Source organism: Enterococcus sp. DIV0755f (assembly GCF_051713725.1).
Classification (GTDB): domain Bacteria; phylum Bacillota; class Bacilli; order Lactobacillales; family Enterococcaceae; genus Enterococcus_D; species Enterococcus_D casseliflavus.
Genome location: NZ_JBIOQL010000001.1, coordinates 2,113,087 through 2,127,031 on the forward strand (window position 1 = coordinate 2,113,087; position 13,945 = coordinate 2,127,031).

Here is a 13,945-nt window from a genome sequence, read left to right on the forward strand (position 1 = left end):
CCAACCATGACATTTGTCACAATGAAGGAGTCTCCTATGACGAACTATCGACCACTCACCGAAGCGAGCTTTTTCCTCGCTATCTCATTGTTCTTATTGGTAAACCAAGGATTTGTTGCTGTGCAAGTCATCTATCTGCTGATCGCTGTTTTATTTACTGGCGTCAGTTATTTGCTTCCTAAGAAACCAAGCTGGTTTTTTCAAGTTATTCTGTTGCTGCTATGTGCCTTTTGGCCAGCGCTTGCCCTCTTTTTGCCCGCAATGATGCGAGTGATCGCTCCAAAAGAAAGACAAGATGATGGTTTATTCCTATTAGGTTTTTTGTTGATTTCGACGGTGGGCAATCATTCCCCCACTGAGCTCGCCTTTATCATCCTGTTACTGCTTTTCGCTTTTTATTTACGAAAAAAAGAGCAGCGAATGATCGATCTTGAGAAAAAATATATTGCTTCAAAAGATACCCATTGGGAAAAGCAGCAGCAGTTATCGGAACAAAACAAAGCATTAGCCTTGTCACAAGAGACAAAATTAGCCTTACAAATCACGGAAGAACGAAATCGAATCGCGCGAGATATCCATGATAATGTCGGCCATCTACTTTCGAGTGCCATTTTACAAATTGGTGCGCTTGAAATGATCAATCAAGAGCCGAAATTAAATGTGCCGTTAGCAAATTTGAGTGCAACGGTTCACACTGGGATGGATCGCATTCGGCAAAGCGTTCATGATCTCCATGAAACATCGATTTCTTTTCCGCAAGCCATAGAGTTTCTGATTGCTGATTTTCCCTCTTCCGTAACGATTGAAGGAAACTTGTTTGAAGGATTGAGCGAAGCACAGCAAAACTGTTTCTTAATGGTCATCAAAGAAGCCTTGACCAACAGCATCAAACACAGTCATGCCAAAACCGTTGTCGTGCATTTTCGAACGCTGCCCGCCTTTTACCGTTTGCAAATCACCAACGAGGACGTCAATTCACCCCAAACTGCAAACAGCGGAATCGGTCTGAAAACGATGCGGCAACGGGTCCAGGAGCTGCAAGGTCAAGTTCATATATTGCAAGAAAACCAACGCTTTCAGTTGACGATCATTTTACCAAAGGAGGAACACCAATGATTACTGTAGTCATTATTGATGATGACCCGTTTGTGACGACCTCGTTACAAACCATTCTTGAAAGCACAGAAGAGATTCAGGTGTTGGGTATCGGTCATTGTGCCAAAGACGCCATTGCTCTTTACGAAGCCCATCGTCCTGACGTTTTGTTGACCGACATCCGTATGCCGGAACAAACTGGGATCGCTGCTGCCAAAGAAATACTGGCTAAATTTCCCCAAGCGATCCTCTTGCTTTTGACCACCTTCAAAGATCAAGAATACATTCGTGAAGCCTTTTCTATCGGTGTCAAAGGATATTTGATCAAACAGAACCTGCAAGCGATCATCCCTTCTGTCAAAGCCGCTTATAATGGCCAAGTTGTCTTTGGGAATGAGATCGTCGAGACCTTCACGCAAATGATGAAGAACCAACCAGCGATAGATAATCAAGCATCTTTTAGCGAACGTGAACTTGCGATCATCAAAGAAGTAGCAGCGGGTAAAAACAATAAAGAAATCGCTGATGCCTTGTATTTGAGTGATGGAACCATTCGTAATTACATCAGTCAATTACTAGAAAAGCTGGAGTTGCGGGATCGCACGCAATTAGCGATCTATTATTATCAGCATTTAAAGTAAACCTCATCGATTGCAAAAAAGCCTGAAGAATGCGAAGCTGCATTCTTCAGGCTTTTTGTTTTCTATTCGAATATCCGACTGTCGTAGTTTTTTGGTGGACAAGCTATGGATTTCCAGGACTGCCAGGATTCGTTGGATTATTCGGTGTGTTAGGTGGAAAAATCGGTGCCTTATCTAACGTTTTTTCTAAGCCAGATTCTTCCCGATCGCCTCGTTCTGACTCAGGACTTTCATCCAATTTGAATTCTTTTTCCATCTCATCTAACTTTTTAAAGTCGTTGCCAGATTCTTTTGCTAATTTTGCTAACTTATCTTCGGTTTCTTTCGCCATAACGTAACGCCTCCTTTTGATTTTAGCTTAGCATAAGAAGCTAAAAAACCAAAAGAAAGCGCTCACTAACGACCCTTTTTTAGTATTTTCTCATCTTTGAATCATCCATTTTTTGTGGGCATAAAGTCGTATGGAGAACAATCCTTCATGCCAATCATTGGATCCACTAAATGCTTTTTGACCATCGTTAAAGTCAATACACCATCGTTTGGCGTTTCTTCGATGAGTGCTTCTTCCCCCGTGGTCCCTTCACTTAGAACCTTATCCCCTGACAGAGGCTTTGCCGTTTCTGTCTGATTTGATGCTGACGGCTCCGTCTCGGCAAAAGCAAACAAATCAAGCCCACTATCTGAGGTCTTTTCTACCGCTTGCTTGTTAGCAGTAACTTCAGTGCTGGATTGCTCCTTTATCTTCGTCGAAGACGTTTTTACTTTCGTGTCAACAGAGGAATCATCATAAAATGGATCATCCGCTTCTTCAAATTGGGCCAATTTTGCTCGTTGCAACGGCGTCATTTTTTCTGTGCCATTGATGCGTTCTTTCAGCGTCGTTAAACGAGTCGCAGATTCGTGGTTGACACAAGTTTGGTACGCTTGTGGTTCACCAAGTAAAATCAGCATCTCTTTGCTGCGGGTCACAGCAGTATATAGCAAATTGCGCTGCAGCATGCGTTGGTATTGATGAACCATCGGCAAAATGACCATTTGAAATTCACTGCCTTGAGATTTATGGATCGAACAACAGTAGGATAACGTGATCTTGTTCCATTCATTCCGCTTATAGGTTACTTCGTTGGCATCAAATTGAATGACCAGCTCGTCGATCTTGTCTTCCGACTGTTTGGCTAGAGTGATCCCAACGATTTGCCCCATATCGCCATTAAACACGTTATCTTCAGGAGAGTTTACCAACTGCAAGACCTTATCGCCGATACGATACACCGTATCATTGAAGGTCACCTCTTTTTTGGTCCCATCATTGGGGTTAAAAATCTCTTGCATCATTTTATTAAGGGCATCGATACCCGCTGCCCCACGATACATCGGTGCCAACACTTGAATATCTTGCGGCGTGTAGCCTTTGTCTTTTGCCCGTTTCACGATTTGAGCGATCAACGGTTCGATTTTGTAAGCATCACACGCAAAGAAAGAACGATCTTTTTGGTTTTGTGTAAAATCAGCAGGCAGCTGCCCATTTTTTATGGCATGGGCGAGTGGAATAATACTTGACCCATCGCCTTGACGATAGATTTCCGTCAATTCTTGTTTCGGGATCGCATCGATCGCTAGCAAGTCATGAAGGACTTGCCCTGGTCCCACAGAAGGAAGCTGATCTTTATCCCCCACAAAAATCACTTGCATATTCGTAGGAATCGACTTAAAGAGGGTATTCGCCAGCCATGTATCCACCATAGACATCTCATCGACGATCAGTAAGCCGCCTTCTAATTCTTTTGGACTGATCGATGGCGCTTTTTCACGTCCGTTCAAGCCTAACAAACGATGGATCGTACCACTTGGCAAGCCAGTCGTTTCGTTCATTCGTTTGGCGGCTCGACCAGTCGGTGCTGCCAAGAGAATCGGAAAGGTTTCGTCGCTGTATTTTGATGGTTCTAAGTCCAAATCGTTCAATTCAGCAAACAATTGTACGATCCCATTGATCACCGTCGTTTTCCCAGTACCAGGTCCTCCTGTCAAAATAAACAATGGCGAACGAATGGCTTCTTTGATTGCTTCTTCTTGCGAAGACCCATAGGTGATGCCTAAATGCTTCTCAATTTTTCGCAGCGTTTTGCTGATTTTTTTCTCAGGATACACGATCTCTTTTTTGCGGGAAAGCAAGCGTTCGATGGAACTAGCGATTCCCCACTCAGAAAAGTACAAACTGTTTTCATATAAACGAGTTTCTTCTTGCTGGATTTTTCCTTCTTCCACTAATTGAATGATCGTTGATGCCAGGTCGTCTGGCGCGATCTCAATAGGTCGACTCGTCTCTAATAAACGCAGTGTCTGCTTTAACAAGTCCTGGGCGTGGATAAAGGTATTACCCGTCTGCAAGGATTGGGCAAAGATCTGATGCAAGACTGCGGCTCGAAACCGTTGCGGTGACGAAGCTTCGATCCCTAGCTGCTCAGCGATGCCATCTGCGCGTTTAAAGCCAATGCCTTCAATGTCTTCCACCAGCTGGTAAGGATTTTCTTCGATAATTGCTAATGCTTCATTTTTGTAGGCTTGGTAGATTGCAAAAGAAAGCTGACTACCAAAACCATAACGGCTCAAGCCAACGATCACTTGATCCATCCCATGATTTTGCCGAACGGTATCTAAAATCATTTTTTGCTTACTTTCATTCAATCCTGGAATCTGCTCCAACAATGTTGGTTCTTCCAACATCCGATCGATCGCTTCTTCTCCTAAAAGATCAACGATTTTTTCAGCGGTCTTCTTACCGATCCCAGGAAATTTTTCTCCAGAAAGATAGGCGATCAACCCTTGTTCAGAGGTTGGTTGTTCTTGTTGGTAGCTTTCGACCTTCAACTGGACACCATACTTGGGATGATTGACCAGCTCACCAAAAAACCGATACTTTTCCTCTTCTTGGATTTCGCCGAAACTACCAGTAACGACGATCTCCGAGTCTTTGTAGTCGGCATTATTCTCAGTGACTTTAACTAATAGTACTTTATAAAAATTGCTGGGATTCTGGAAAAAGATGGCGGCAACATGGCCGACAAAAAACGTTCTTTCTGGAATCATGGTGCCGCTCCTTTCATGGTTTACAATAAAGCGTCTAATCCTGCCTGATTGCTTAAAAAGCTTGCTTCATTCCAAACTTTTAGTTCAAAAGGCAATACTTTTTGTTCATTCGTCTCTAATAAGCTAACGCTGTTATTGACTAATCCACCTTGCTCTCTTAATTCGGCTAATGGTTTGCCTGCAAGCCACTGTATAGCAGCCGTAAAGGATGCTCCATGACCGACGAACAATAATGGGCCTTCATGCTGCATCACCGCATCCATGACGACGGTCTCGATTCGGCTCAATGTTTCTTGGATCGGCTCACCTTTAAAGGCACTGGGATCGTAACGATCCAGGTGATTACGCAAATCAGTCAGTTGTTGGGGATACTTCTCATGCATTTCATCGATGGACCGACCTTCCAATTCACCGAGTCCGATTTCTCGCAGGTTCTCATTATAAATGATTTCAACAGGGTGTTGGAGTCTTGCTTGGATCTCTTGAGCAGTCACTTTTGCTCGCAAAGATGTACTTGAGTAAATCTTCTCAAAAGGAATAGCTGCCAGATAATCACCGAGTAATTTGATCTCATCATAACTTTCTGGCAATAACGGCGAATCCCCCAGCATTCCTTGAAAGCGGCGTGCTTGGTTCCACTCTGTTTTTCCGTGACGGGTAAAGTATAATTGCATCGAAAAAGCCTCGCTTCTTAGTCTAATTTGTCGTTCTCGTAATGATGCGTCAATTCCAACTGCGGAAATCCTTGCTGCCGCAAAACTTCATAAATGATCAAGGCCGCCGTATTTGATAAATTAAGGGAACGAACGTGCTCATCATTCATAGGGATCCGCAAGCATTTTTCGGCATGCTCACGCATAAAACTTTCTGGAAGCCCCGTCGTTTCTTTCCCAAAAATGAAGAACTGATCGTCATCTGCGGTGTAATCGACATCAGAATACACGCGATTGGCAAATTTCGAGATCAGGTACAACGGACGCGCTCCTAAAAAGTCCATAAAAGCAGCTAAATCTTTATGATAGGTAATATTGACATCGTGCCAATAATCAAGCCCAGCACGCTTCAATTGCTTGTCATCCGTTGAAAAGCCTAAAGGCTCGATTAAGTGTAAGTGAGTATTTGTTGCTGCACACGTCCGTGCAATATTCCCCGTATTGGCTGGGATCTGAGGTTCAAAAAGAACGATGTGATTCATAGATAAAAACTCCTTTCGATCGGTTACTGCCGATCGGTTCTCGCATTGATTTGTGTCGTTAAACGTTACGTTTTCCATTGCATGCTCAGTAACTACTTCAATAACTTCTATAGTACCATATTTTGGCACGCTTGTTTTTCTAGAAACAACATTTTTTGGGCGCTTTTTTGGGCATAAAAAAAACGTACCAACTCGGTGTCGATCACTGCGAGTCGTTACGTTAGTGAAGCTCTTTTCACTAACTTTTATCAGAACAGGAACCTGATAAAAACCAATGAAAAATGACTTGAGAACAATATATCACTCCCATGGCATGATTGCAAGAGTAAATAACAAAAAAGTTCAAAATATTTTCAGGAAATTTTCGCAATCAACACCTCAACATCAACCGTAATCTGTGTCAAAGGGGTTTGTCGCAGCTTTTCTTTGCGTTCCTCCGAAGCCCCCCACTCTAACGGGGACATGGCAAGTAAATCTTGACGATTTTCTTCAGGGATCGCAAAAACATGCGTCACTCTTTGACGGGATGCGTTGGGATAGTGTTCAAAAAATTTGCTAACGACCCGTTCATTCGAATACTGCTGTTTTGTTTCGTTATCAGGATAAAAAGCGGCTCGTAGTTCTTTTAAATAGTCCGCCGCAGGAACCACTTTGATCAGCTGTCCGCCTTTTCTTAGAATGCGGTTAAACTCCCCATAATTTGACGGCGAAAATAGATTGAAAATCGTATCAAAGCTCGCTTCAGCAAACGGCAGGTTGGTCAGATCCGCCACACACCAAAAAGCTGGTACGTTTTGATTGGTTGCTAGATAGACTCCGTCCTTGGCAATATCAAAGCCGACAGCCGCCTGAGTCTTTTCATTGACCAGCTGAGCCAGAAAACTGCCTTCCCCGCAGCCAACATCTAAAAGATGCTTAGCATCTCCCAAAGCTGCTTTGATGGTCTCAAGGACTGGTGCATACATGCCGCTAGCGATCATTCGTTGACGCGGCAAAAACAGTGCTTGATCATAATCTGCTTTGACTTGATGATCCAAAAAGAAAAGTGTGCCTTTCTTTGATAAGTCAAATCGATGACGATTTGGACAAACCAAGCCATTTTCGGTCGGGAAAAATGCTTGGCGGCACAATGGACATTCAAACAAGTGATAATGGGCGTTTAAAAATAGGCGCCCGCGATCGATTTTTTTTAACATTCAACTTCCCTCATCTCTGCTCTACTTTAGCATATTCTTGTGGTAGAATGCTAGTGGATAGAATAACAAATCAATTGAACACCCATCAAATGGAGGTAAATCATGTTAAAAGAATTTTGTGCAGAAAACTATACCAATATTCCCTTAGCAATCGCCCGAGGTGCAAAGCGCATCGAACTCTGTGATAATTTAGCAGTCGGCGGAACAACACCAAGTACCGGCGTGCAAGAAGAAGTTCTGCAATATGCTGGCGAAAAAGGAATACCCGTTATGACGATCATTCGACCTCGGGGCGGTGATTTTGTTTACAATGATACAGAATTGAAAATCATGCATACCGACTTGATCGAAGCAAAAAAATTAGGAACAGACGGCGTTGTTCTAGGTTGCTTAACACCTAGCGGCTGGTTGGACGAAGAAGCATTGGAGCTACTGTTAGAAACCGCAGAAGGCTTGCAGGTTACTTTTCACATGGCGTTCGACGCGATTCCTGCAGCGCGCCAATTCAAGGCGATCGATTGGTTAGCTGAGCATGGGGTACAGCGGATTTTGACCCATGGTGGTGCTGCAGGCACTCCAATCGAAGCAAATTTCGATCGTCTGAAAGAATTGATCGCCTATGCTGGTGAGCGTTTAACGATTTTACCTGGCGGTGGCATTTCCTTTGAAAATGCCCAAGAAGTTGCCGATACACTAGGTGTAAAAGAAGTTCATGGAACCAGAATCGTTGACCTTAACGATTGAGCTTGAAGGACACAAAGAAATCCCCACAAACGATGCGTTTCTATTGTTTGTGGGGATTCTTTTAGATCGCTTGCAATAAGTCGTATTGTGATTGATACAAATGGTGATACAAGCCTTTTTGTGCCATTAGCTGATCATGGTTACCCGATTCAGCGATTGTCCCCCCTGCCACGTAAAAGATTCGATCAGAATTTTTGATCGTGGACAGTCGGTGAGCGATGATAAATGAGGTTCTGCCTTCTAACAGCTTCAACAATCCTTCTTGCAGCAATTCTTCTGTCTTCGTATCGATACTTGAGGTCGCTTCATCTAAGATCAAAATTTTTGGATCAGCCAACAACGCTCGGGCAAAGGAAATCAGTTGCCGTTGCCCTGCAGATAAAGTACTTCCTCGTTCTTCGACGACGGTTTGATAGCCGTCTTTCAACTCCGTGATAAAGTCGTGGGCACGGACGATCTTCGCTGCTTCGATGATCTCTTCTTCTGTCGCATCTAATTTTCCATAGCGAATATTTTCTATGATCGTTCCTGAGAAAATAAAGGTATCTTGCAGCATGACACCCATTTGTGAGCGCAGCGATTCCAGCGTCACGTCACGAACGTCCATCCCATCCACTTTAACACTGCCTTCATTGACATCATAAAAGCGGCTCAGCAAGTTGATGATCGTGGTTTTCCCTGCACCAGTAGGACCAACCAAAGCAATACTTTCCCCAGGTTCAATGTGGAAGTTAACATCAGAAAGAATGTTTTTGCCTTCTTCGTATCGGAAGGTCACGTGTTCAAAATCAACGGTCCCTTTCATCGTCGGCAATACGTTTGCATCAGGTTTGTCTTCGATATCTGGGACTTCATCCATCGTTTCAAAAATCCGTTCAAGATAGGCTGTTGCTGTAATCAAAGAATTATAAAAATTCCCGATATTGATGACTGGATTCCAGAAATTATTGATATAACTGATAAAAGCGATCAGAGTACCTGTGCTGACATCGACACCGATCTGACGAATGCCGACAAAATAAATCAAACAAGTCGTAATGACTGAAATGTTTTGCACCCCTGGCCACATCAGAAACTGAATTTTGACAGCTTTCATCCATGAAGTCCGGTAATCATTGCTGACTTCTTGGAAGATCTCAGCATTTTCTTCTTCTCGCGCAAAGGATTGAGTAATCTTGATACCAGCAATACTTTCATGAATGTAAGCATTTAGATTGGATTGTTTATTACTCAACACCTGATAGGCTTTGCGCTGGTTATTCTTGATCACCATCACCATGATGAACAAAATTGGCAGCAACGCAAGGGAATACAAGGTCAATTTGAAGTCGATCGCAAACATAAAGATCAAGGTGATGATGACGTTGAAAACATCCGAGATCAAATTGATCAGGCCGTTGCTCAATAGGTCACTCAGTGTATTGATATAGTTTACGATGCGAATCAAGATCTTGCCGTGGGGCCTTGTATCAAAATAAGAAAAAGGCAGTCGCTGCAGATGTTCAAAAATATCAAAGCGCATATCCTTCAATACGTCCTGACCAATATTCGTGATATGGTAGATACGGTAACGCATGCAGACGCCGATAACGATCAAGGTCACTAGAAAGGCAGCTCCCAGAAGCAGCAATTGGTTGACATTTTTCTCAGGAATCGATGAATCGATCGCGATCTTTGTGAACACGGGCGCCAGCATTCCTGCTAAGTTTGCCAGAATGATCGTAAATAGTACTTTCGCAATACTTCTTTTATAAGGAACGACATATTGTGACAAGCGTTTGAAATCCTTCCAGCTAAATTCCTGGTCTAATTCCTCATCCACATCAAATTTATTTCTCGCCATCGTCTTCACCTCCTGACAAGCCTAATTGTTTTTGATACACTTCGTAGTATTTGCCCCGCAGACTGACAAGTTCTTCATGGGTCCCTTGTTCAACGACTCGTCCTTTTTCCATCATCAGAATCTGATCGGCTTCTCGAACAGAGGAGATCCGATGCGCAATGATAAACGTCGTTTTCTCTCCTGTTAATTTTGTCAGCTCCTGTTGGATCTTCGATTCTGTCTCCATATCGACGGCAGACGTCGTATCATCCAAAATCAAGATCGATGGATCTTTGGCTAAGGCCCGTGCTAGGGAGATCCGTTGTTTTTGTCCGCCAGAAAGCCCCACACCTCGCTCGCCCACGATCGTTTCATAGCCTTGAGGCATCCGAGAAATAAAGGTATCTGCATCAGCGACTACCGCCATTTGCCGAATAAAGCCTTCATCAGCTAAAGGATTTCCAAAAGCAATGTTGTCGGAGATGGTATTGGAAAACAAGAAGACATCTTGCATCACCATTGAAATGTTTTCCCGCATTTGGCGCACGGGATACTCTTTGGCGTTTTTTCCATCAATCAATACTTCCCCTTCAGTCGGATCATAAAAGCGTCCAACCAAATTCACTAACGTCGTTTTCCCTGAACCGGTTTCCCCTAAGATCCCTAACGTTTGGCCAGGGCCAATTTTGAAGTTGATGTTTTCCAACACATTTTGATTCGGATCATCCGAAAAGTGGAAGGAAACATCTTTAAACTCTACAAATCCTTTGATTGGCTCTAATTTTTCTTGTTGATGAACAGGAATTTTCGATTCTTGCGCCAACATTTGCCGAATTTTGATACAGGCTGCAGAAAATCGCTGAACGTCGTTGATCAACCAACCACTCATACGCATAGGATTATTCAACATCCAAAGATAGCCATTAAACGCGACAAGATCCCCTAATGTCATCTCGCCGTTGATGACGAAGATCCCACCCAAAATCAAGGCAATGACTGACAAACTTCCTGCTAAGCCATCAAGCCATGGCAGATAGGTACGGGATACTTTGGCAGATGCCATATTGCGGGTCTTAAAATCTTCGTTGTAGGAGCGAAATTTTTCAATCTCAAAATTTTCACGAGCAAAAGCTTTCACCACTCGATTGCCGCCGATATTTTCTTCCACCATTGAATTCAAGCGCGAAAAGCTCTCACGAATGTCAAAAAACAACGGGTGTGCTTTCTTAGACATGCGATTGGTCAACAGAAATATGATCGGTGTGACAGCCACCAGCGCCAACATCAATTTCCAATCAATAAAGCTCATAACCACCACCGCTGAAAAGAACCACAAGATACATTCAGCGATATTGTAGGTCACCCAAGAAACAAAGTGGCGAATGGCATCGGTATCACCAGTCATCCGTGCCATAATATCTCCCACACGAGTGTGATTGAAAAAGTCGAAATCCAATTCTTGAAGCTTCTGATACAAATCTTCCCGTAAATCGTATAGCGTATTTTGCCCGACCCGTTCAAATAAAATTTGATAACTGTAGCGGACAATGGTACGAATGACGGTCGTTGCGATCATGATCAACAATAATGGAATCAATAAGTGCGTTTTTTGCTGATTGATGACATCATCGATCACCATTCCTCCCAAGTACGGATTAACAATGATCAGCGCTGCATTGATCACTAAAAACAGGACTGCCAATATGATTTTTCCCCGGTTCTTTTTGGCATAGCGCCAGATCCATTGTGTATTACTCATCTAATTCCCCCTCTCGTTGTTAAGCTTAGCGTTTTGAAAAGCGATTTGAATGGTTTTTCTTACTCATTTTGATGTAAAATATTAGTAAGAAGTACCATTCCCTTTTTTTACAGGAAATAAGCACCCAATTGGAGTGAATCAGCCATGAATTTAGTTAACCCTCGCACGTTTAATCCAGAAATCATCTATCTCTTTGACCCATGGACACAATCAGAAAGTCATGGAGAAATGCACCATCATGACTTTTTAGAAATCAGCGTCTTATTAGAAGGAGAAAGTACCTATTATTTTGAAAAAGAACCAGCGAAAAAAATCCGTGCTGGCAGCGTCATGCTTTTCAATCCTGGCGTCGATCACTGCGAATTGCAGCCTAAGGGCACTCGCTCCCATCAGCTGCATATTGGTTTGAAAAATATTTCTTTGGAAGGGTTTAAACGGAATTTTTTCCCGAACAAACACCCCTTGTTGGAGCTAGGCAAATACCATCATCAAGTTTTGGAAAAAGCCTGGCAGTTGGTGAGAGAAAGCAGTGAAGAGCGGGATGAGTTTCAATTGATGCAAAAGGCTGTTTTGATGGAGATGCTCGTCTACATTTTACGTGGACTAAATGAAGACCATATCAATGTCGTGCCTTACCTTTCCAAAAGCCAACGACGACAACAACAGATCGTCAACTATACGGTCTATTACTTGGAAAATCATTACAAAGAAGAAATCACGTTAGAGAAGCTCGCACAGGATCAATTTCTCAGCCCGACGTACCTTTCAAAGATTTTTAAAGAGGCGACGGGTGTCAGTCCTATCAACTACTTGATTGAGATTCGCTTAAAGCGTGCCAAAGACATGTTAAAAAATGAAAACCTCACGATCAAAGAAGTCGCCTCTGCTGTGGGCTATCAGGATGCTTATCACTTTAGCAAGTCTTTTAAAAAACTTTATGGTGTCTCTCCTTCTGGGGTATTGCCAAAACCAAAAAATTAAAGAGCAAGCCGATGATCTTCCTTTGAATGAAGAATCATCGGCTTGCTCTTTTTTGTTCATTGAATAAAATAGTTCATAAAAAGACTGGCAATGTTGAAGTAGATCAAAACACTGGTCAAATCGCTAAGGGTCGTGATAAACGGACCACTTGCCACTGCTGGATCAAAACCCAGCTTGTCCATCAGCATCGGGATCAAACTTCCCGCTAAGTTGGCTACTGTGATGGCACACATCATCGCCATCCCAATCACAAACCCTAGAATCGGATTTTGTTTCCAGACAGCTACGATAGCAAAAATCGTCAACCCCGTGATGGCACCTGTGAACAGTCCCGTCAGCACTTCACCTACCACCGTCTTCATAAAGCTGTTTTCTTTGTCGTCATTGATCGCCAGACGACGAACGGCTACGGCTAAGGATTGGGTACCAGCATTACCGGCGGTCCCAGTGATCAGTGAGATAAAGACAGCGAGAATACTTGCTTCGCTGACCAACTCTTCATAATGACTGATCAGACTGGCGGTGGCCATTCCGAGAAAGAGTAAGGTGATAAGCCAAGGCAAGCGTCTCGAAGACGCTTTGATCGGGTTCTCACTGACTTCTTCCACATTGACCCCTGCCAAACCAGAGTAGTCACTGGCTGCTTCATCATCGATAACGTCGATGATATCATCGACGGTCACGATCCCTAATAGGTGATCGTCATAATCGGTGACTGGCAATGCGAGAAAGTCATAATCTCGGAAGGTCTGAGCGACATCCTCTTGGTCATCTCCAACATGGACCGACATCACCCGCTCGTTCAAAATATCAGCGATCATGGTATCTTCATCATTGATGATCAAGTCTCTTAAAGAAATAACGCCCACAAGCTTATTATCAGTATCCACGACGTAAATATAGTAAATCGTCTCGGCAACATCTGCGGCATTTTTTAAGACATACATCGCTGAACGAACCGTTTGGTTGGCAACAATGGAAACAAACTCGGTAGTCATCAGCGATCCAGCAGTTTCATCTTCATAATGCAGCAGCTCTTTGATTTCGCTAGCAGCTTCAGCGGTCATCAAACTCAAATATTTTGCTGTTTGTTTTTTATCCAGAGTATTCAGCAGGTCAACCGCATTATCGGTATACATTTGCGCCAACATATCAGCCGCATAGGCAGGGCGCATCTCTGAAAGATAGTCCACCATGTGTTCATCATCTTCTTCAATGACGTCAAACATGTCTGCCAATTCTTTCGGGGAAAGATACGTATAGACGATTTGTCGATCGGCTGCTTCTAGAGATTGGTAGAACTGACCCTGCTCGTAGATATGCAGATCCAAGAACGCCTCACGAAATCCCTGGATATCATTGTCTTTTAATGCTTGATTCAGTTGATCAAACCGTTCAGTTAATTCTTGATTTTCATCCAATCTC

Annotated in this window: 12 protein-coding genes; 4 read left to right on the plus strand and 8 right to left on the minus strand. The window is 43.2% G+C overall.

The genetic code is table 11. The features are described 5' to 3' along the window. Window positions 1–6 precede the first annotated feature (6 nt). Window positions 7–1,116, plus strand: coding sequence for a sensor histidine kinase (locus IGI73_RS09605; protein WP_438759195.1), 1,110 nt, complete (start codon window positions 7–9; stop codon window positions 1,114–1,116). Then, the gene (locus IGI73_RS09610) at window positions 1,113–1,736 is read left to right on the plus strand and encodes a response regulator transcription factor (protein WP_010749438.1); all 624 of its coding nucleotides are present in this window, start codon (window positions 1,113–1,115) and stop codon (window positions 1,734–1,736) included. Before IGI73_RS09605 ends, IGI73_RS09610 begins: the two co-directional genes overlap by 4 nt. Before the next feature lie 103 nt (window positions 1,737–1,839). Here the strand turns inward: IGI73_RS09610 and IGI73_RS09615 are convergent, their stop codons facing one another. The 5 genes from IGI73_RS09615 to IGI73_RS09635 all read right to left on the minus strand — a co-directional run bounded on the left by IGI73_RS09615 (window position 1,840) and on the right by IGI73_RS09635 (window position 7,214). Then, on the minus strand, window positions 1,840–2,067 hold the full coding sequence (locus tag IGI73_RS09615; protein WP_005229738.1) for a hypothetical protein: 228 nt from the start codon (window positions 2,065–2,067) through the stop codon (window positions 1,840–1,842). A 101-nt stretch (window positions 2,068–2,168) separates the two neighbouring features. Continuing rightward, window positions 2,169–4,823 carry an SF1B family DNA helicase RecD2 gene (gene recD2, locus IGI73_RS09620; RefSeq protein ID WP_428207135.1) on the minus strand — a complete coding sequence of 885 codons (2,655 nt, stop codon included), beginning with the start codon at window positions 4,821–4,823 and terminating at the stop codon, window positions 2,169–2,171. Between the two features lie 20 nt (window positions 4,824–4,843). Continuing rightward, the gene (locus tag IGI73_RS09625; RefSeq protein WP_015509969.1) at window positions 4,844–5,497 is read right to left on the minus strand and encodes a histidine phosphatase family protein; all 654 of its coding nucleotides are present in this window, start codon (window positions 5,495–5,497) and stop codon (window positions 4,844–4,846) included. Between the two features lie 17 nt (window positions 5,498–5,514). Next, on the minus strand, window positions 5,515–6,018 hold the full coding sequence (trmL, locus tag IGI73_RS09630; protein WP_015509970.1) for a tRNA (uridine(34)/cytosine(34)/5-carboxymethylaminomethyluridine(34)-2'-O)-methyltransferase TrmL: 504 nt from the start codon (window positions 6,016–6,018) through the stop codon (window positions 5,515–5,517). A gap of 353 nt (window positions 6,019–6,371) precedes the next feature. After that, window positions 6,372–7,214 carry a methyltransferase domain-containing protein gene (locus IGI73_RS09635; RefSeq protein ID WP_005229724.1) on the minus strand — a complete coding sequence of 281 codons (843 nt, stop codon included), beginning with the start codon at window positions 7,212–7,214 and terminating at the stop codon, window positions 6,372–6,374. A gap of 102 nt (window positions 7,215–7,316) precedes the next feature. Here IGI73_RS09635 and IGI73_RS09640 point away from each other — a divergent pair, with 102 nt between their 5' ends. Beyond that, window positions 7,317–7,958 (plus strand): copper homeostasis protein CutC, encoded by a 642-nt coding sequence (locus IGI73_RS09640; RefSeq protein ID WP_015509972.1) that lies wholly within the window; start codon window positions 7,317–7,319, stop codon window positions 7,956–7,958. A gap of 61 nt (window positions 7,959–8,019) precedes the next feature. Here the strand turns inward: IGI73_RS09640 and IGI73_RS09645 are convergent, their stop codons facing one another. Both IGI73_RS09645 and IGI73_RS09650 read right to left on the minus strand, forming a co-directional pair. Continuing rightward, on the minus strand, window positions 8,020–9,801 hold the full coding sequence (locus IGI73_RS09645) for an ABC transporter ATP-binding protein (RefSeq protein WP_060792246.1): 1,782 nt from the start codon (window positions 9,799–9,801) through the stop codon (window positions 8,020–8,022). Continuing rightward, the gene (locus IGI73_RS09650; protein ID WP_010749432.1) at window positions 9,788–11,539 is read right to left on the minus strand and encodes an ABC transporter ATP-binding protein; all 1,752 of its coding nucleotides are present in this window, start codon (window positions 11,537–11,539) and stop codon (window positions 9,788–9,790) included. Before IGI73_RS09650 ends, IGI73_RS09645 begins: the two co-directional genes overlap by 14 nt. Before the next feature lie 144 nt (window positions 11,540–11,683). Between IGI73_RS09650 and IGI73_RS09655 the strand changes: the two genes are divergently transcribed. Beyond that, window positions 11,684–12,520 (plus strand): AraC family transcriptional regulator, encoded by an 837-nt coding sequence (locus IGI73_RS09655; RefSeq protein ID WP_010749431.1) that lies wholly within the window; start codon window positions 11,684–11,686, stop codon window positions 12,518–12,520. A 56-nt stretch (window positions 12,521–12,576) separates the two neighbouring features. Here IGI73_RS09655 and mgtE read toward each other — a convergent pair whose 3' ends face one another. Then, on the minus strand, window positions 12,577–13,941 hold the full coding sequence (mgtE, locus tag IGI73_RS09660) for a magnesium transporter (protein WP_010749430.1): 1,365 nt from the start codon (window positions 13,939–13,941) through the stop codon (window positions 12,577–12,579). Between the last annotated feature and the right edge of the window lie 4 nt (window positions 13,942–13,945).